Genomic DNA, 19,271 nt, shown 5'->3' on the forward strand with positions numbered 1-19,271 from the left:
CAAGGATGGCCTTCGCGCACTCAGGGCCGTCATGCAGGAGGAGACGCCGCCCGGGTCGCTCGGCCCCACAGATCCAGCGCTCGTCGAGCGGGCGATCCGCAACCTCGCGCCTCCAGACGACGGACCGATACTGGCTCCTGGTCCTCGAAGCCGCGCAGAGCCGGACCGTCGGGTCGGGGCCGTCGAGGCCTGGCTGGTCTCGGGAGACTCGAAGAGGCGGCAGGTTGTTCACAGCCCTCCTCGCGGATGTCTGCTCATGTCCCGCCCCCCATGTACCGTTCCTCGAAACCTGTCGTCGCAGAGAGACCCCAGAGCCCAGGAATGCCAGTCCAGGAGTCGTTCGCTCTCGATCGAGCCGCTGAAGCCCCGACCACGGTGCTTGGGCAGCAGTATTCGTCGCTTGAGGCAGCGCACAGGTCCTTCGAGGATCGCCTCCGCAGCCGTCTCGACGAGATGCGCGACGTCCCAGGCTTCCCAGAAGCCACCGACACTGATGTCTTAGACCTCTCGGTCGCTCCGCACTTCACGGCTTGCCCGAACCCCTTTCTTGGGGAGTACGTCGAACTGCACCGGACTAGCACGTCCGAGTCGCAGTACCCACGGGGCCCATACGTCGGGACCCTGGATGCCGGCTCGCGCGACGCCGTGTACAGCTTCCACCCGTATCACACCAAGGTCCCACCGGATGTCATCCGACGGTTGATTGAGCACTACACCCAGCCAGGCGATTTGGTGCTCGATGCTTTCTGTGGTTCTGGCATGACCGGTGCGGCTGCGCGCCGGATTGGACGCAACGCGGTCCTCGTGGATCTCTCACCAATGGCGACGTTTGTCGCAGGGGCCAACGTCGTCTCACACGATCCCGTGGTCTCCGTAAATGCTATGAGGAATATTTTGCACGAATCGAAGGCCAAGTGGGGCCATCTCTTCCAGACCGAGGAAGGCGGGCACCAGCTGGCTGTGAATTACTTCGTGTGGAGCGACGAGTTCACCTGCCCAGATTGCCAGGGCGAGTTCTGCTTCTTCCCCCATGGAGTCATCCACCACGGGAACAAGGTCGAAACCCGAGACCAGTTCCCGTGCCCCCACTGCGATGCTGACCTCAACGTCCGCCGAGTGCAGCGGATAATCGAAGACGGCCGGAAGCGGAAGCGACTCGTCTGGGTCAACGCCGGCAAGCGTCAACAGCGGATCTCCCGTGAGCCGAACGCGCACGACCTACAACTGGCTGCTGAGGCATCAAGAGTCGAACCGGACGCGTGGTACCCGACCGACTCGATTGATCCCGCGGGGTACTCGGCGCGACTCGCACAATTGGGCGACAAGGCCATCGTTGACGTCACGCGTTTCCTCGCGGAACGGAACTTAATCGCTTTCGCCGACTTGTGGGCCCGTGCGGACGCTCTCGAGGACCCCGGACTGAGACAGATCTGCCGCGCGACCTTGACGAGCATCTTCACGGTGATCTCCGAGCGACAGGGCTACTTCGGAGGCGGCGGTGGGATGTCCGGCAATTTCTACATGCCCATCGTGCGCATGGAGAAGAACATCTTCGACGTACTCGAGAGAAAGCTTGGCAAGCTTGAGCAGGCCGAGAAGGAGAAACTCGGAGCCACGGGCACAGCGATTGTTTCTACGCAGTCCAGCACTCAACTGACGCAGATTCCCGACGACAGCATCGACTACATCTACACCGACCCCCCCTTCGGTGCGAACATCATCTACAGCGAACTCAACCTCGTGCTCGAGGCGTGGCTCCGCGTCAAGACTAACGAGAAACCCGAGGCGGTAATCGATGAGTCGCGCAGACGTGAGGCCGATGACTACTCGGCCTTGCTCCGCGCGTGCTTCGCCGAGATGCATCGCGTACTGAAGCCAGGTCGCTGGATGAGTGTGGAGTTTCACAACACCGACCCCGCTGTGTGGAAGATCATACAAGACGTCATCCGTGAAGCCGGGTTCTCCGTCGAACACGTGGGGATGCTCGACAAGGGAACGAGCACGATCCTGTCGGACATTCGACCGGGAGCCGCCAGGCATGACCTCATCATCACCGCTCGCAAGGCGGGGGGACATCGGGCGGACGATCCGTTAACCGATGGGGATGCCGCTCAGCCCGACCTCTGGGGCTTCGTTGAGGAACGCCTCCAGCAGCTGCCCATCCCTGGTCTCCATGATGATGCCCACACGCGACGAGAGCGGTCGGGCCACGTCATCTTCAGTCGGATGGTGGCCTGGCACCTCGAGAATGGTCGAGAGGTTCCGATCTCAGCCGCTGACTTCTACCGCGAACTTGAGCGGCGATTTCCCAAGCGCGATGGACTGCACCTCCTACCCAGCCAACTCCCGCTCCTCGAGGGAGAGTCGGAAACTTCGGCTGGAGAGGCTGCGGAGGAGTATCGCCTGTTCTAGGCTTGCCCCGTTCAACAAGGGGCTTGACTATGGCCAACGGCGACCTTCGCCGCATCGAGTACCTCATCTTCGCACGCCTCCAGTCGCTCGCGCTCGATGTCTTGGAGAACGCGGGTGCCAATGAGGGGAACCAGCACATCCCGATGCGAAGAATGCGTCAGGAGTTCGAGGAGCTCGCCGGCGGGCCACTGCCGTGGGTGACTGAAGGCAAGAGTGACTGGTCCGAGATCTCGATCGCCGCTGTTCCAGGCCAAGAGGAGGACTACCCAGCACAGCAACTCAAGGTCCAGTACCAACACGGCGCACGAGAGGAGCTCAAACTCCCTCGTCAGCGGAACGAACCCCTCAAGGTCTGGTCGGACCCGGTCAGAGCTGCTCGGCCCGCTGTTGACCGCGCCTACATCTTTCTCGTGCGAGATGGAGGCGGACAGGTTCACGCACGATACATCGCTGATGAGTCTGCCCTGCCGGACGAACTACTCGCGCGGATCCGTAGGATCGGTGAGCCGACGGGCGCCATCAATCTAAAAGACGAGGGGACGTACATCCTGGAGGATGAGACACTCGCCCGGATCCTCGTTGCCCTGCGTCAACGCAAGAATGTCATACTGTATGGACCACCTCGAACCGGCAAGACGCATCTAATGCGAGAGGCTGAGCGGGCCTTCCTGGAGGGAATTAGTCCGGTCAGCTTCGATCCTGATGACCTTGCGCATCCGTTCAAAACGCAGCCGGAAGGCGTCGTAGAGAATCGCAGCGGGAAGAGTTGGTTCCTCACTTTTCACCAGAGCACGACTTACGAGTCCTTTGTAGCTGGGCTGATGCCCGAGATTGATGAGAAGGGCTCGCTTCACTACCGCGTCCGCACTGGCCCCCTCTTTTGGGCGTCCGAGCATGCACTGGACGGGGGCGCCTCTCTACTGCTCATCGACGAACTCAATCGCGGCAACACTGCCGAGATCTTCGGCGAACTAATCACAGTAATCGAGCCCGACAAACGTCTAGGTCCGGATGGCACCGAGAAGCCATTCGAAACGGTTAAGCCGCACCTTCCGTATCACCCTGACTCCGACAGCTCGGACGCGATCGACGATCAGGGCGGCTTCCGAATGGCATACCACGTCTACACTCTGGCATCCATGAACTCAGTGGATCGAATGGTCGCGCCACTCGACAGCGCGTTACGGGGAAGATTCCAGATTATCGAAGTCCCACCGGACTACGCATTCCTACGAAAACGATTCAGCGATGTCCTCGCGGGTATTGCGCATGAGCCTCAGCAAACCGAATGGCGAATCACATTCAACCTCGCATACAGGCTACTTGCCACAATCAACCGCAAGATCTCGGTGCTGCGTGGACCTGACTTCCGGCTTGGCCACGCCTACCTGATTCCCATCTTCGCCGGAGGCAGGTCCGTTGCAGAAAGGCGACGAGACCTCTCGGCCGTTCTACTTGAGCAAATGGTTCCCCAGCTGGCCGAACTCTTCAGAACCGATCCGGTCGCTCTCTATGAACTGCTCGGGGGGGAAGCAAACGAGGGAAGGCTGTTCACTCGACACGGCAGCGAGCAGCTCTCCGGAGATGGAATGCTTGATGTTCCGGGATGGATTGAACTCCGTCCGATTCCCAGGGAGAACGAGCAACTGATGGCGGAGATCGTCGCCAGCATTGCTGGAGTTGATCCTCAAGCTCCGTGGGAAGAGGACCTGCCCGACCAGGAGGAACCTCCGGAGTCGGGTGCGGAACCAGAAGAAGGTGAGGCAGCTGATGACGCAGATGGCGACCAGGGGAAGGGATTCTGATGACGCTGCCCGACGGGAGGCGCTTCGACCGTTAGGCCTAGCGTGAAGCTGCGTTCATGAACGGGGTTGAAATCGCGAAGCCGCTGGGTGCCGTGGAGAATGAGTGGCTCGATATCCGGTCGCTCCCGTCCCCGTACCTGATTCCACGCGATCAGCAATTGCTTTCGCGTGTCACGCGAACCGCTACCAACCGTATTGAGTGGGAGCCCGACGGTCGTCGCGTACGCTTCCGGGGTATGGCCGGAATCGTGTCTTTCGGAGGCGGCGTCATTCCTGTCCGCCCAAAGTTTGCCTCGGGCCACGACTGGCTGCCGGCCCTGCTGAAGGTTGCGGCTTTGATCGGCCGATCGCGGGTCCGCAGAGCGTTCTCATTAATTCCAGGAAGACTGCCCGCCTCGTATCTGAGTCCCGACTTCGTAGACCTCGTCGCTTGGGTCTTCGCATCAGATCTCATGGCCGCACTTCGGGACGGTCCCCTTATGGTGTACCGAGGAACGGTTGAGAACCGCCACGCGTTACGCGGGCGGCTGTTGGTCCATCGTCAGACGACGCAGCTCCCACACCAGCGACATCGCCTACCTTGTTCGTTCGCGGAGATGAGCAGCGACAACGAACATGTCCGGCTCCTCGCCTGGAGTGCCCATGAACTCATGCGTCGGTCTCAGCTTGCCTCAACTCGGTACGCCCTAGGCCAGGTCATCGAGGCACTACCGCAGCCGCAGGTTGACCCGACTCTCGTTGACACCTTGGCTCCGCTGCCGCCTGGAGCAAACCATTACGCTGGGCCAATTACGATTGCTCGTGAACTTGCCCGGGTTCGCTCGATCTTGTCGCCAGCCGAGAGGTCAATCACCCAAGGCGACCATCGCAGAGTTGCATCATTCCTGGTTGACATGGCGCGAGTATTCGAAGGGCTTGTCAGCGGATTGTACTCTGCGATAGCCCGCGAGCGGGGGTGGAGCCACTCTTCCCAAACTCAGATGCTATTCGCTGTTCGACAAAGCGAAGGAGCAGGATCTAATCGACGATTCCTGCGTCCTGACGACGTTATCCAAACGGATCTTGGGGTGTCGCTGACGTCAGACTCGAAATATCATGGGCGTGTTAGCAGAGACGACGAGGAGTATGGAGTCGGCCGTCTAGCGCCGGCCGTCTTCTACCAGCTCACCTCGGCGATGCTGGCTAGAGGTACTACTTGCGGGCTATTGGTCCAACCACGTGTTGAATCGCTGGCGTCTGACGTTGCCGATCTCGAAGAGTGGCACGTCGACTCGGCGCTCCTGGGAGACACTCTGAAGGTCGTGCTGGTACGGCTCGATCTGCGAGTGCTGACCGAAGACCAAGGAGCAAACACGCTCCGTGCGAAGCTGGCGGAAGGTATCGACGCGGCACTCAATCTCGCTAGTTGACTGTGCATCTCTCGCGTGGTCCACGTTGTGCCTACCTCCGAGGATGAAATCTCCCTTCGCCTAGGTCTGATCTGACTCCTAGAAGCGCCACCCTCGGCGGCTGCCGTCAGCTAGACCGAGCTCCGGACAACGGGCCCCCTCCACCCGGTCGTCGTCGCTTTCGACGGCCAGGGTCGTGCCGGTGTGGGTCGCCCGGTTCGAGGCGCGACCAGGCATGTTCGGCCGCCTCCGACCTCGCGGCGGACGTAGTGCGGCGCGTTCGGAGCTGGCCATCTGGGCGCTGGCGGCTGCCGTTCGTGGCTGCCATGGCTGTGCGTGACGCGGCTACGGGAGCTCGCGCGAAGCGAGGCGTGGGCTGCTGTGCGGGCGCAGTTCGGCTCGGCTGTGGAGACGGTTGTCGACGAACACGAGGTAGTGCGGCTCGGTGGGGACGCGGGTGATGAGGTCCGGCCGCTGTCGTCGACGTAGTCTCCGTGTTCGTCGACATGCACCTCGAGCAGGTCCGGTAACGACGGCCGGGCCGACGGTCGGGCCGACGGTCGGGGGACGGCTTCCAGGCGCTGCTCTATGCGAGCGGCATGGCAGGCGTCGGTGAGCGTTGGGGTTTGGGCGATCGGGCGCCGGTCGACGAGCGTGATGTAGTCGCCGGCGGGGAGTCGGGTGAGAGCACCCGGCCGGTGCTGTCGGCGAAGTCGCCGTGCTTGTCGGGAGCGACAGCGACCCATCGGTGTCCGGTCACGGTCGCGGCGGTAGGGACCGGTTTGCAGGTGCAGGGCGTCGTCGCGGGTGAGCGTGCCGGCACGGATCTGATCACGGACGGCCACCGTGGTGCCGCCCCAGATGCCGATGTCACCGATCTGGTCGTGCACGAGGGCGGTGTCCAGGCACGTGCGGGCCGTGCGGACTGGCGGAGTCACGCCGTAGCGTCATCGCAGGTCAGAGCACATTTCTGTCGCTCAGCCGCCGATGTAGGACATCTCGACGCGTGGGCCGGTCAGCCCGGCCTCCGCGCGCAGTTCGGAGGCGCGGTCGGTGCGGGCCGACCAGACCGCGGTGACGGCCGCGGCCACCTCGGCGTCGTCGGCACCGCCGCGCAGCAGCGCCCGCAGGTCGTGGCCCTTGGCGGCGAACAGGCAGGTGTACAGCTCACCGACGGCGGACAGCCGCGCCCGGCTGCAGGTGCCGCAGAACGGGCGGGTGACCGACGCGATGATGCCGACCTCGCCGGCACCGTCGAGGTAGCGGAAGCGCTCGGCGACCTCGCCGGGGCGCGCCGGTTCGACCGGCTCGATGGGCCAACGGGCGCCGACGCGCTCGGCCACCTCGGCGGCCGGCACGACACGGTCGCGCAACCAGCCGTTGGTCGTGCCGACGTCCATGAACTCGATGAACCGGAGCGTGACGCCGGTGTCGCGGGCCCAGCCCGCCAGCTCCTCGATCTGGGCGTCGTTGACGCCGCGCTGCAGGACGCAGTTGACCTTGATCGGGTCAAGCCCGGCCTCGCGTGCGGCCGCGATGCCGTCCAGCACGGTCCCGACCGGGGCGTTGGTGTCCGCCAGCTGCCGGAAGGTCGCGTCGTCCAGCGCGTCGAGGCTGACCGTGACGCGCCGCAGGCCCGCCTCGGCCAGCGGCTGCGCGAACCGGCGCAGGAGCACGCCGTTGGTCGTCATTGCCAGGTCGTGCAGCCCGTCGATCGGCGCGAGCTGCGCCACCAGGCCGGGCAGGTCGCGGCGCAACAGCGGCTCTCCCCCGGTCAGCCGCAGCTTGCGCACGCCCAGGCCGACGAACACGCGGGCGAGCCGAGCGAGCTCCTCGAAGGTCAGCAACTCGTCGCGCTCGAGGAAGGCGTGGTCGGGCCCGAACACCTCTCGGGGCATGCAGTAGCGACACCGCAGGTTGCAGCGGTCGGTGACGGACACGCGCAGGTCCTCGACCGGCCTGCCCAGCCGGTCCAGCAGCGGTGTCGTCGCGTCGTTCCCCACACGCGCACGGTACCGCCGTCCGCTTCGTGTGCGGGGCGAGGAGCTCAGCCACCTCCACGGAGGGCGTCGGCGAGTTCGTCGCGGCTCATGGCGGAGCGTCCCTGCAGGTCGCGCTCGCGGGCCAGTTGGAGCAACTCGGCCTTGGTGGCCGACGCCAGCTGGAACGCCGACGGCGGCAACTCCTGCCCCGCCTTCAGGGCCCCGAGCTCGTCGGCGAGGTCGGCCCGCACGAGCGCGGCCGCCAGCACGGACAGGTCGTCGTCGCCCAGCCGTCCCGCGAGCCCGCGGGCGGTGTGGGGCAGCCCGAGCGCCTCGGACGCCCGCGTGACGGCCTCGTCGGCGAACGGTCGGACCTCGTGCCAGACGGTCTGGACCTCCCGCAGGAACACGTTGGCGCCGACGGTGCCGATGCCCTTGCACTCCTGGAGCAGCTCGTACTCGCGGGCGGGCTCGCGGCCGGCGGCCTCGCGGAGTGCCTCGAGGTCGCCGTCGTAGCGTTCGAGCAGCAGCTCGGCGGTGTCCCCGAGGTAGGTGGCGGTGCTCTCGTCGTAGCGGACGTAGCCACCGGCGCCGAGCGCGTCGACCCGCTGTTGCCAGCTCGCGTCGCGCATCCGTCGGGCGCTGGTGAAGCCGGCGTCGAACAACGACCGGGCCGCGGCCACGGCGATGCGTGTGCTGATCCGTGCGCTGATCAGCAGCGCGGCCACGCACAGTTGGAAGCGCGCGTCGGCGCCGCCGCCCTCCAGGTCGATCCCGAGTTCGGCGGCGAACGTCTGGCCGTGGCGGCGCAGCAGCACCACGAACAGGTCCTCCCGGCGTGCCATGTCGCACCTCCTCGCGCACGACCGTAGGAGCGCGAGCCGTGCCGCTCCTGTACGGCCGCCACCGGCCGCGTTGCCGGTCCTGGGCGGGCAGTAGCCTGGTCGCCTGCCGAGTGGAGCGGTCAGCCGTGGAGATCGAGGTGCGCCTGTTCGGTGGGCTCGCCGAGCGTGCCGGTGGCGCCCGCACCCGCGTCGAGGTGCCCGACGACGCCACCGTCGCGCAGTTGCGCCCCGCCCTGGCGGCGCGGCACCCCGCGCTGGCGCCGCTGCTCGCCCGGGTCAACGTGGCCGTCGACCTGGAGGTCGCCAAGGACGACCATCCCCTGGCGGGTGCCCGCGAGGTCGCCGTGCTGCCGCCGGTGGCCGGCGGCTCCGGTGACCACGGCGGGGCCGGTGACCACGGCGGGGCCGGTGACCACGGCGGGACCGGTGACCACGGCGGGGCCGGTGACCACGGCGGGACTGGTGACCACGGCGGGGCCGGTGAGCACGGCGCTGGCGGGGACCTCGCGGAGGTGCGGATCCTCACGGGTCTGCGCCGACCGCCGCTGGCCGTGGAGGAGACCGTCGAGGCGCTGGTGACGCCGGACGTGGGGGCGACGGCGGTGTTCCTCGGCACCGTGCGGGACCATGCTGCCGACGTCGACGACGTCGTCCGCCTCGACTACTCGGCTTACGAGGAGATGGCGGACAAGGTCCTCGCCGACGTCGCGGTCGAGATCGTGCGCGAGCATCCGCAGGTCCGTGGTGTCGGGCTGTTGCACAGCGTCGGCGAGTTGCCGGTCGGCTCGCACACCGTGCTGATCGTGTGCACGTCGCCCCACCGCGCGCAGGCCTTCGCCGCCTGCGAGGACGCGCTGGAACGGGTGAAGGACCGCGTGCCGGTGTGGAAGCGGGAGGTCACGCGCGACGGCGAGCACCGCTGGGTGGGACTGCCCGACGGCGAGGAGCACGCGGAACCGGCTGGCGACGGGCCGACGTCCGACGGCGACGGGCCCTCGGCGCCCGACTACTCGGCATAGACGACCCGCCGCTCCCGCTCCAGCGGCCACGACGCCCGTGTTCGTGTCGCCTCGCCCCCTGGCACGTGCGCGATGCCCGCGGTCCACGGGCACGCCGCCCGCGACCACCCTCGGCCGGCGCAGGGCTCCGAACGTCAGGCCTTCGGCGTCCACTGGTTGGCGCGCTCGCCGGGGGCGGCCTTCTCCGCCGTCTCCGCCACCCGCCTGGCGCGTGTCTCGGCCCGTTTCGCCTGCACGATCCACTCCAGGATGGCGCGCTTGGCCGAGCGGGGGAACGCCTCCCATCGTTCCCGGCTGCCGGGGTGGGCGTCGAAGGCCGCAGCGAGGTCGTCGGGCACCTCGAGGTCCTCGACCGCGTCGAGGAGTGTCCAGCTGCCATCGGCCTGCGCGGCGGCGAGCACGGCGGCGCCGGCCGGCGCCATCCGGCCGTCGGCCTCCAGGCGGGCGATGCGCACCTTGTTGGGTCGTGACCAGCCGCTGCCACGCTTGCGCGGGCTGAAGCGCAACATCGAGCGTTCGTCGTCCAGTCGACGCGCGACGGAGTCGACCCACCCGAACCGCAGCGCCTCGGTGACGGCCTCGTCGTAGGTGGGCGCGGGGCGGCCCGTCGGGGTCCGCCAGGTCACGAGCCACGCCCCGGTCGCGTCGGCGTGGTGCGCGGCCAGCCAGTCCGCCCACTCCTCGACCGTCTCCACATGGACCCGCGGGTCCCCGTCGCCGACGCGTCCCTGTCCTCCGGTGGCCACTCCCGTCCTCCCGGTGCCGCTGCCGGCGCCACGCTACGCCGCCGACGAGGACGGTTCGTGTCCGGGTTCACCGGGGATGGACGTCGATCTCCACGGCCTTTACCGCCGCCCAGACCTCGCGGCCCTCCGACAGGCCGAGCTCGGCGACGGCAGCGTGGGTCACCTCGGCGACCGCCGCGACGGGCCCGCCGAGGTGGACGCGCACGCGGGCGCCCTCGACGTCGAGTCCCTGCACCCGCGCCGGCCAGGTGTTGCGGGGACTGCCGTGCGGACGCTCGGCGTGCAGCGCGACGGCGTGGGGGTGGAACAGCACGTCGACCGGCCCCTCGTGTGGTTCGGCGACGGTCAGGTGCGTCCCGGCCACCTCGACGCGGGTGCCCTCGGCCCGACCCTGCAGCAGGTTCAGCCCGACCAGCCGGGCGATCCACGGCGAGCGCGGGCGGCGGGTCACCTCAGCGGGGGTGCCGACCTGGCTGGTGCGACCGTGTTCGAGCACCAGCAGGCGGTCGGCGAGGGTCAGCGCCTCGACGGGGTCGTGGGTGACCAGCACGGTCGGCCCGGTGAAGGCCCGCAGGTGGCCACGCAACTGCGCGCGAACGTCCTGGCGGGTGTCGACGTCCAGGGCGGCGAGCGGCTCGTCGAGCAGCAGCGCGGCCGGGTCTCCGGCCAGCGCCCGCGCGAGCGCGACGCGCTGCGCCTGCCCGCCGGAGAGGTCACGCGGGCGGGCATCCGCCCGGTCGGCGAGTCCGACCCGCGCCAGCAGGTCCCTGGCCAGGTCGCGGGCGGCCGCTCTGGGGATCCCGCGCGCCCGGGGGCCGAACGCGACGTTCTCCAGCACGGACAGGTGCGGGAACAGCAGGTAGTCCTGGAAGACCATCCCGACGTCGCGCCCGGCGGCCGGCACCCGGACGCCCGTGGCCGTGTCCTCCACGACCGTGCCGCCGAACTGGACCTGCCCGCGCGCCGGCGGCAGCAATCCGGCGAGGCAGCGCAGCAGCGTGGTCTTGCCGGCCCCGTTCGGCCCCAGCAGGGCGATCACCTCGCCGTCGGCCACCTCGAGCACGGTGTCCAGGACGAAGGCGCCGCGCTCGACCACCACCTCGGCCTCGAGGCTCACGTCGTGCCTCCGAGGTAGCGGTCGCGCAGCGCCACCAGCACCCCGACCGACACGACCAGCAGGACCAGCGACAGCGCGATCGCGGTGTCGGCGTCGCGCTCGAGCTCCAGGTAGACGGCCAGCGGCACCGTCTGCGTGCGGCCGGGGAGGTTGCCGGCGAACGTGATCGAGGCCCCGAACTCGCCGAGCGCCCGCGCCCACGCCAGCGCCATCCCGGCCAGCAGCGACGGGGCGAGCAGCGGGAGGGTCACCCGGCGCAGCACCGTCCACCGCGAGGCGCCGAGCGTCGCGGCGGCGTCCTCGTAGCGCCGGTCGACCGAGCGGAATCCGGCCTCCACCGTGACGATCAGGAACGGCATCGACACGAAGGTCACCGCCAACACGACACCGGCGGTGGTGAACGGCAGCGTGACGCCGGTGAGGCGCTCCAGGGGGGCGCCGAGGACGCCACGCCGCCCGAAGGCGGTCAGCAGCGCCACGCCGCCGACGACCGGCGGCAGCACCATCGGCAGGATGCACAGCGCCCGCAGCAGCCGCTTGCCGGGGAAGTCCGTCCGGGCCAACAGCCACGCCAGGGGCACCCCCAGCAGCACGGACAGGACCAACGACACCAGGCTCGTGACGAGCGACAGCCGCAGCGCCTGCAGCACACGCGGCTCGGTCAACAGGTTTCCGAGCGTCGGCCACGGCGTGCGCAGCAGCAGGCCCGCCAACGGCAGGAGGAAGAGCCCGAGGCCAGCGACCAGCGCGACGGCGACCGCGGCGGGCAGGAGCCGTTCGCCACGGCGGCGCGGCCCCGGTCCGTGCGCGGCACCGGGGTCGACGAGGGGGCGCGTGTCGAGACTCACGGACCGCTTCCCGGCTCCGCCCGGAAGGGGATCGTGCCGGCTCACGGGACGCCGAACCCGTAGCGCTCGAGCACCTCGGTGCCCTCCGGTGAACGCAGCAGGTCGACGAACGCCGCAGCCGCGTCCGGGTTGCGCGCGTCCGTGACGGTCGCGACCGGGTAGGTCGCGAAGACGTTGTCGCCGTCGGGAATGTCGATGCCCTGCACGGTGTCACCGGCGACGACGACGTCACTCTCGTAGACGATGGCCGCGTCCGCCTCGCCCAGGACGACCTTGCCCAGCACGGCTCGGACGTCCACCTCGAGGCTGGCGGGGGAAACCTCGACGCCCGCCTGCTCCAGGGCCTGGGCGGCGTACTGGCCGGCCGGGACCTCCTCACCGGCGAGCACCAGGACCACGTCGTCGCGTGCGAGGTCGTCCAGCGTCCGGATGCCCAGGGGGTTGTCCGGCTCCACGACGATCGCGAGCCGGTTCGTCGCGAAGGGCACCGGTTCGTCGACGAGGCCCTCCTCGGCGACGGCGTCCATCTGTGTCCCGCTGGCCGAGGCGAACACGTCCGCCGGCGCTCCCTCGACCAGTTGGCCGGCCAGCGTCTGCGAACCGGCGAGGTTGAAGGTGACGGTGAGCTCCGGGTGGGCGTCCTCGAGCAGGCTGCCGAGCTCCTCGAACACGTCCGTGAGCGAGGCCGCGGCGAAGACGAGCAGCTCACCACGCAACGGCGTCGAGGTGGTCTCGGTGTCGGCGTCGGCGCGGCCCGAGTCGGCGGCGTCCGGATCGGCCGCCCCGCCTTCCGGCCGACCGGTCGTGCCGGCGCAGGCGACGGCGAGCAGCAGCGTCGCCAGGACGGTGAGGGCCGTGACGAGCCGGACGCGCATCACGCCGCCTCGAGGTCGTAGCCGGGCAGGACCGCGAGCCGGCGGCGCAGCCGGGCCGACCCGAGCAACTCCCCCAGCGCCAGGGCGCCTGGATGATCCGTCGCGCCGGCGTCGACCCAGACCTCGACCCGGTGGGTCTCCAGCGGGCGGAACACCAGCCCCAGCGCCAGTGCGACCGGCTCGATGGTGACCGCCGGCACGCCGGATGCGCTGGCCTGCCGGGCCGCATCGAGGTGACCGGTGGCGAGCGGGCCCGGCGGTGGGCGACGGTCCTCGGCCTGCAGCGCCCGCTCGTAGGCCCGCTGCGCCGCCGCGCCGGCGTCGCGTTGGACGACGGGGCCCAGCCCGGCGAGCGCGTCGTCCAGCCCGCTCTCCGCGCCAGCGGGAACGGCGAGGCCGGTCCGCCAGGTCGCCAACGTCAGGCGGTGGACGCGGTCGGGCTGCTGCGGTTCGGGTGGCTCGGCGTCGTGGACGACGGCGGCGTGCGCGCGGCCGGTAACCAGGGCGAGCCTCGCGGCGGCCGACGAGGCCAGCACCGGCACGAGCCGGCCGCGACCGCGAGCGGGGCCGAGCCCGGCCAGGAGCCCCAGCGCCGGGTCGCAGCCAGCCACGAGGAAGCCGTCGGTGTCCGCGCCCGGCAGGGTCTGGACCCGGCCCTCGTGGACGACCGCGTCCGGTACCGGCCACACCTCCCCGTCGTCGACACCCGGCAACGGCACGCAGACGTGGTGGTCGCCGACCTGCACGACCCGCACGGGCTGGCCGTCGGGCAGTTCACCGCCCAGCACGTGCAGCGCCCGCGGGGGCCCGATGGCGAGCAGGTCCTCGACGGTGGTCCCGAGCGCTGCCGCCAGCGTCAGGGCGGCGTCGACGCGCGGGAGGTGCTGGCCGGCCTCCAACGCCCCCAGGGCCTGACGGCTGATGCCGGCCCGTTCGGCCAGCTCGGCCTGGCTGAGGCCGAGCCCGCGCCGCAGCCGACGGACCCTGCGGCCCACGTGTGCGGCGTCCACACCGGCCTCCCGCCGCCCGATGCCCGATTGCTGGCACTAGTGTGCCAGAGTCCTGGCAGCCTCGTCATTGCGGCCGCGCGCCCGGCGCTGCGGGCACCCCGTCTCCCGGCTCGCTCGGCGGGGAGATCCGTCGCGCCACGCCGTCGCATCCGCCGCGACGAGGTAGGTGCCGCTTCCGCGCCGCCGTGCCCGTGTGTCACACCCGCTTCGTAAGGTCGTCGCCTTCGGCGACGGGGAACGAAGATGCACGTGGCGAGCACGATGGAGCGGACCGGGCTGGCTGCCGGAAGCGCTTCCGCGGGAGCGGCCGGCAGCGGTCGAGGAAGCGCTTCCGCGGGAGCGGCCGGCGCAAGATCGCACACGGACACCCACGTGAGCGATCAGCCGGGAGCGGCGGAAGCCGGCGGGCCGCCGGTCGGGCTGGGCGACCTGGCCGTCGCCGAGCAGCGCGAGCTGGGGTGGGAGCAGTTGTTCGCGCACGCCCGCGCGCTCGGTCCCGATCCACGGTTCGCGGACCTCTCCGACGACCAGCTCGAGGTCACGCTGCACACGAGGGCCGTGGAGGCCACGATCGTCCTCGCCCGTCTCTTCGACGTCCTCGCGGAGTTCGTCGTCCGCGGCATCTGGGCCGACCAGGGCGCCCGCACCCCCGGCGCCTGGCTGTCATGGAAGCTCGGCCTCGGCGCCTCCACCGCCCGGGAGTGGGTCCGGGTCGCGCTGCGGCTGCGCGAACTGCCCGCCATCCGCGACCGGTTCGCTGCCGGCACGCTGTCGTATTCGAAGGTCCGCGCCCTGACACGCATCGCGCTGCCGGACGCGCAGGAGTGGCTGCTGGCGTGGGCCGACCACGCCACGGCCGCCGAGCTCGAGCGCGTGGCACGTGGTCTGCGCGGTGCACAGCGCGGCCGGCTCGTGGCCGACGACCCCGACCACGGCTGGACCTACCGACTCACCACGCGGCACGACGGTCTCGCCGAGCTCACCGTCGTCGGTCCGGTCGAGGAGATCGTCGAGTTGGAGCTCCGCTGCCGCCGGGCAGCGGAGCAACAGTTGGCCGACCGGCGTCGAAGCGGCCCCGCCGCCAGCGAGGAACCGACGGACGCCGGCAGCGCTTCCGCGGAAGCGGTCAGCGTGCCCGAACCGCCCGACGATGACCGAGAGCCGTGGGTGACGGCGGCCGACGTCGCCCGCACGTTGGCGGAAGCGGTCGTCGTCCGGACCGACGGTGGTCCGCCGGACACCAGCGGCCTCGACCGCCACACCCTCGTGCTGCAGGCGCCAGCCGACGCGCTCGCGGCCCTGAACCCGCCGACGGGGCACGACGTCCCGCATCCACGACAGGATCCCGTGCCGGTCCGCGACGCCGCCGGACGCATCCGCAGTCTCGACCGGCGCGTGCTGCGCCGTCTGGCCTGCGAGGCCGGGATCGTCCTGGCCGTCACGAATGCGCACCACCAACCGATCGACCTCGGCCGACGACGACGCGATCCGTCGGCGGCGCTGCGGCGGGCGGTCTTCCTCCGCGACCACCACTCCTGCCGCTACCCCGGTTGCGGAAGCACACGCAACCTCCACGTCCATCACGTACGCCACTGGGCGGACGGCGGCCCCACCGACCTCGCCAACCTCATCACCCTCTGCGCGCACCACCACCGCCACCTCCACCGCCGCCACGACGACGGCCGGGGCATCGAGGTCCGCGTTCGCCCCGACGGCCGGCACACGTTCACGCTCGCGGACGGCAGCCACCTCCCACACGCCGGCCCGGCCCGCGCGGTGCAGGAGGCGATCGAATCGTGGCAGACGGCCACCGCGCAGGCGCCCGAGCCGCCACCCGACATCGCTTCCGCGGAAGCCGGCGCCGGATCGCCGCCGCTCGCGCCCATCGAGTGGGACGGCCCCGGCAACTACGACCTCGACCTCGCCGTCGCCGTCCTCCAGGAACACCTCGACCGCGTCGTGCCGCCCGAGCGCCTCGTCGCCGCATGACGACCACTCCCGAGAGCGGCCCGGACTCACGAGGCAGCCGATGGCACGCCGATCGGACGCCGGTCGAAGCCCACCAGACGCCGGTCAGACGCCGGCGGCGATGTCGGTGCGTCGGTGGAGCCCGTCGAACGCGATCCGGTCGGCCGCCTCGTAGGCACGTGCGCGGGCGTCGGCGACAGTGGCGGCACGGGCGGTGACGTTCAGAACCCGGCCGCCGGCGGTCACCAGTCGGCCGTCGTCGTCGCGGCGGGTACCCGCGTGGAAGACCTGTACTCCGTCGAGTGTGTCGGCGTCCTCGACCCCGGAAACCGGCACCCCCGTCCGGTACTCCCCCGGGTAACCGCCGCTGGCGAGGACCACGGTCACCGCCGCGTCCTCGTGCCAGGCGACGTCCACGTCCCGGACCGAGCCCGTGGCCGAGGCCCACAGCAGTTCGCCGAAGTCGCTGGCCAGCCGGGGCAGGACCACCTGCGTCTCCGGATCGCCGAAACGGGCGTTGAACTCCAGCAGTCGTGGGCCCGTGGCGGTGTCGACCAGGCCCGCGTAGAGCAGACCCCGGTACGGGGTGCCGCGGTCGGCCAGTTCCTGCAGCACGGGGAGGAAGACCAGCTCGCGCAGGCGGGCGACGTCGTCCAGCCCGAAGCCGGGCACGGGTGAGTACGCCCCCATGCCGCCCGTGTTCAGCCCACCGTCGCCGTCCAGCGCCCTCTTGTAGTCCTGGGCAGGCGCGAGCAGCGCCACGTCGGTGCCGTCGCAGACCCCGAACAGGCTGCGCTCGGGGCCGTCGAGGTACTCCTCCACGACCAGGTTGGCGCCGGCCTCCCCGAAGATCCGCCGCACCAGCGCGTCGTCGATCGCCTCACGCGCCTCCTCGACGAGCTCGCAGATGCGCACGCCCTTGCCGGCGGCCAGCCCATCGGCCTTGACGACGTAGGGAGGGGCGAAGCGCTCGAGCGCCGCGATGGCCTCGTCCCGGTCGGAGGTGGCGACGTACCCGGCCGTCGGCGCGCCGGCGGCGACCATCACCTCCTTGGCGAACGCCTTGGAGCCCTCGATGCGCGCCCCCGTCGCGACCGGGCCGAACGCCGCGATGCCGCGCGCCTGCAGTTCGTCGACGACCCCGGCGACCAGCGGCGCCTCCGGGCCGACCACGACCAGGTCGATGCGGCGCCGCTCGGCCAGCGTGGCCACCGCGTCCGGGTCGGCCGCGTCGATCGCGTGGACGGGCCCGAGCTCGGCCAGGCCGGGGTTGCCGGGCGCCGACTCGACCGCGTCGACCGACGGCGAGGCGGTCAGGCGCCACCCGAGCGCGTGCTCGCGCCCGCCGCCGCCCACCACCAGCACACGCCTACCCACGGACGAGCTCCTCGACGATGCCTCGACGGCGGGCGAGCCTACGCGTCACGACCCGGGACGCCGATTCGCGGTGTGTCCACAGCCACCGAACCCGCGACGCGGCGTCGGCACGGATGCCCTGGGAGGCTTGCGCTCCGTACCTCGGGGAGCCACCATGCCGGACGAGCGTTCCAGACACGATCGACGCCAGGCCCTGGCGCGGGCCATCGGCGCGGAGGAGGCGGCCACCCTCATGGAGCAGCTGCCGCCCGTGCCGTGGGACCGCCTCGCCACGAAGGACGACCTCCGGGCCTTCGGCGAGCGCACGGACGTCCGGTTCGAGGCCCTGGAACACAAGCTGACGGCCGAGTTCCGCGCCCAGATCATCGAGCAGAATCGCCTGCTGTTCTCTTCTCCATGATCGCGGCGATCTTCACCGCCGCCAGCCTGGCGTTCGCCGCGGCCAGATTCTGAATTTCGCCCGGCAGGCTCAGGACGTACCGGTGGGGACCAGCGGAACGTCGCGGCGGATCAGCGTCTGCGAGCGCTTCGGGCCGACCGAGACCCAGGTGATCGGCGTCTCCGCCTGCTCCTCCAGCAGGTCGACGTAGTCGCGGGCCTCCTGCGGCAGGTCCTCGTAGCGGGTCACCTCGGAGATGTCGCTGCCCCAGCCGGGGACGTCGCTGTAGACGGGCTCGGCGTGGTGGAAGATCGACTGGTGCGGCGGGAAGTTGTGGAACTCCTCGCCGTCGTGCCGGTAGGCGGTGGCGACCCGCAGTGTCTCGAACTCGCTCAGCACGTCCAGCTTGGTGAGGAAGATGTCGGTGAAGCCGTTGACGCGGTTGGCGTAGCGGGCGAGGACGGCGTCGAACCAGCCGACCCGGCGGCGCCGGCCGGTGGTGGTGCCGTACTCGCCGCCGACGTCGGTCATCCGCTCGCCGGTCTCGTCGAACAACTCGGTCGGGAACGGCCCGGCGCCGACGCGCGTCACGTACGCCTTGGTGATGCCGATGACCCGGTCGACGTGGCGCGGACCGAGCCCCGCGCCGGTCAGCGCCCCGCCCGCCACCGGATTGGACGAGGTCACGAACGGGTAGGTGCCGTGGTCGAGGTCCAGCAGCGTGCCCTGCGCACCCTCGAGGATGATGTGGCTGCCGGCCTCCAGCGAGGTGTGGATGAGGTCTGTGGTGTCGGTCAGGGTGCCGCGCAGCCGGTCCGCGTAGCCGAGGTACTCCTCGGCGATCTCGTCGGCGCTCATGGGCAGCCGGTTGTAGATCTTGGCCAGCTGCTCGTTCTTGTGTTCCAGCGCGGCGTCGAGCTTCTGGCGGAAGATCTTCTCGTCGAACAGGTCCTGGAAGCGCAGCCCGATACGGGCCGCCTTGTCGGCGTAGGCCGGACCGATCCCGCGCTTGGTGGTGCCCAGCTTGGCCTTCCCCAGCCGCCGCTCGGTGAGCAGGTCGAGCTCGCGGTGGTAGGGCATGATCAGGTGCGCGTTGCCGGAGATCTTCACCCGCGCGAACGCGTCGAGACCGCGTGCCTCCAGCCCGTCGAGCTCTTCGAGCATCACTTCGGGGTCCACGACGACGCCGTCGCCGATGACGGGGGTGACGTGCGGGTAGAGGATCCCGCTGGGGATCAGGTGCAGCTTGAACACCTGGTCGCCGACGATGACGGTGTGGCCGGCGTTGTTGCCGCCCTGGTAGCGCACGACCAGATCGGTCGTGTCGGCCAGCAGGTCGGTCGCCTTGCCCTTGCCCTCGTCGCCCCACTGGGCACCGACGATGATGGTCGCAGGCACGCTTCGGTCCTTCACGCTTCGAACGCGGCGGAGCGCGGCCTCGCGGCACGACTCCGGCGGCCCCGTATCGCCCCCGACCGCTGCCGGGGTGCCAGGACGGGC

15 protein-coding genes are annotated in these 19,271 nt (G+C 70.0%); 6 read left to right on the plus strand and 9 right to left on the minus strand.

Going from position 1 to position 19,271, the window contains the following annotated elements; all coding sequences use genetic code 11:
* The first annotated feature begins 321 nt into the window (after nucleotides 1-321).
* From ACERM0_RS14590 to ACERM0_RS14600, 3 genes are read left to right on the plus strand one after another with little or no spacing between them, the layout of a single operon-like run.
* Entirely contained in the window at nucleotides 322-2,412 is a 2,091-nt protein-coding gene (locus ACERM0_RS14590) for a DNA methyltransferase (protein ID WP_373679344.1), read from the plus strand.
* A 29-nt stretch (nucleotides 2,413-2,441) separates the two neighbouring features.
* Nucleotides 2,442-4,217 carry an AAA family ATPase gene (locus ACERM0_RS14595; RefSeq protein ID WP_373679345.1) on the plus strand — a complete coding sequence of 592 codons (1,776 nt, stop codon included), beginning with the start codon at nucleotides 2,442-2,444 and terminating at the stop codon, nucleotides 4,215-4,217.
* A 56-nt stretch (nucleotides 4,218-4,273) separates the two neighbouring features.
* Nucleotides 4,274-5,626, plus strand: a complete 1,353-nt coding sequence (locus tag ACERM0_RS14600) for a hypothetical protein (protein WP_373679346.1) — start codon at nucleotides 4,274-4,276, stop codon at nucleotides 5,624-5,626.
* Nucleotides 5,627-6,582: 956 nt separating this feature from the next.
* Here the strand turns inward: ACERM0_RS14600 and moaA are convergent.
* Together moaA and ACERM0_RS14610 are read right to left on the minus strand one after the other, a co-directional pair.
* Nucleotides 6,583-7,608: a GTP 3',8-cyclase MoaA gene (gene moaA / locus ACERM0_RS14605; protein ID WP_373679347.1), complete on the minus strand. Its 1,026-nt coding sequence runs from the start codon at nucleotides 7,606-7,608 to the stop codon at nucleotides 6,583-6,585.
* Nucleotides 7,609-7,652: 44 nt separating this feature from the next.
* Nucleotides 7,653-8,432, minus strand: a complete 780-nt coding sequence (locus ACERM0_RS14610) for an endonuclease (protein WP_373679348.1) — start codon at nucleotides 8,430-8,432, stop codon at nucleotides 7,653-7,655.
* A gap of 125 nt (nucleotides 8,433-8,557) precedes the next feature.
* Between ACERM0_RS14610 and ACERM0_RS14615 the strand changes: the two genes are divergently transcribed.
* Nucleotides 8,558-9,451: a molybdenum cofactor biosynthesis protein MoaE gene (locus ACERM0_RS14615; protein WP_373679349.1), complete on the plus strand. Its 894-nt coding sequence runs from the start codon at nucleotides 8,558-8,560 to the stop codon at nucleotides 9,449-9,451.
* A gap of 134 nt (nucleotides 9,452-9,585) precedes the next feature.
* On the opposite strand, the gene ACERM0_RS14620 is transcribed toward ACERM0_RS14615, so the two are convergent.
* From ACERM0_RS14620 to ACERM0_RS14640, 5 genes are all read right to left on the minus strand, one after another.
* A complete protein-coding gene (locus tag ACERM0_RS14620; RefSeq protein ID WP_373679350.1) occupies nucleotides 9,586-10,197 on the minus strand; it encodes a YdeI family protein in 612 nt (203 codons plus the stop codon).
* A 67-nt stretch (nucleotides 10,198-10,264) separates the two neighbouring features.
* Entirely contained in the window at nucleotides 10,265-11,314 is a 1,050-nt protein-coding gene (locus ACERM0_RS14625) for a sulfate/molybdate ABC transporter ATP-binding protein (RefSeq protein WP_373679351.1), read from the minus strand.
* Nucleotides 11,311-12,162, minus strand: a complete 852-nt coding sequence (locus ACERM0_RS14630) for an ABC transporter permease (protein ID WP_373679352.1) — start codon at nucleotides 12,160-12,162, stop codon at nucleotides 11,311-11,313. Before ACERM0_RS14630 ends, ACERM0_RS14625 begins: the two co-directional genes overlap by 4 nt.
* Nucleotides 12,163-12,203: 41 nt before the next feature.
* On the minus strand, nucleotides 12,204-13,037 hold the full coding sequence (modA, locus tag ACERM0_RS14635; protein WP_373679353.1) for a molybdate ABC transporter substrate-binding protein: 834 nt from the start codon (nucleotides 13,035-13,037) through the stop codon (nucleotides 12,204-12,206).
* Nucleotides 13,037-14,032, minus strand: coding sequence for a helix-turn-helix domain-containing protein (locus ACERM0_RS14640; RefSeq protein WP_373679354.1), 996 nt, complete (start codon nucleotides 14,030-14,032; stop codon nucleotides 13,037-13,039). Before ACERM0_RS14640 ends, modA begins: the two co-directional genes overlap by 1 nt.
* 387 nt (nucleotides 14,033-14,419) lie before the next feature.
* On the opposite strand from ACERM0_RS14640, the gene ACERM0_RS14645 reads away from it, so the two are divergent.
* Entirely contained in the window at nucleotides 14,420-16,036 is a 1,617-nt protein-coding gene (locus tag ACERM0_RS14645) for a DUF222 domain-containing protein (RefSeq protein WP_373679355.1), read from the plus strand.
* An 84-nt stretch (nucleotides 16,037-16,120) separates the two neighbouring features.
* Here ACERM0_RS14645 and purD read toward each other — a convergent pair whose 3' ends face one another.
* Nucleotides 16,121-17,392 carry a phosphoribosylamine--glycine ligase gene (gene purD, locus ACERM0_RS14650; RefSeq protein ID WP_373679356.1) on the minus strand — a complete coding sequence of 424 codons (1,272 nt, stop codon included), beginning with the start codon at nucleotides 17,390-17,392 and terminating at the stop codon, nucleotides 16,121-16,123.
* Between the two features lie 154 nt (nucleotides 17,393-17,546).
* On the opposite strand from purD, the gene ACERM0_RS14655 reads away from it, so the two are divergent.
* Nucleotides 17,547-17,792: a hypothetical protein gene (locus tag ACERM0_RS14655; RefSeq protein WP_373679357.1), complete on the plus strand. Its 246-nt coding sequence runs from the start codon at nucleotides 17,547-17,549 to the stop codon at nucleotides 17,790-17,792.
* Between the two features lie 69 nt (nucleotides 17,793-17,861).
* Here the strand turns inward: ACERM0_RS14655 and ACERM0_RS14660 are convergent, their stop codons facing one another.
* Nucleotides 17,862-19,169, minus strand: coding sequence for an adenylosuccinate synthase (locus tag ACERM0_RS14660; protein ID WP_373679358.1), 1,308 nt, complete (start codon nucleotides 19,167-19,169; stop codon nucleotides 17,862-17,864).
* Between the last annotated feature and the right edge of the window lie 102 nt (nucleotides 19,170-19,271).

The organism is Egicoccus sp. AB-alg2 (assembly GCF_041821065.1).
Classification (GTDB): domain Bacteria; phylum Actinomycetota; class Nitriliruptoria; order Nitriliruptorales; family Nitriliruptoraceae; genus Egicoccus.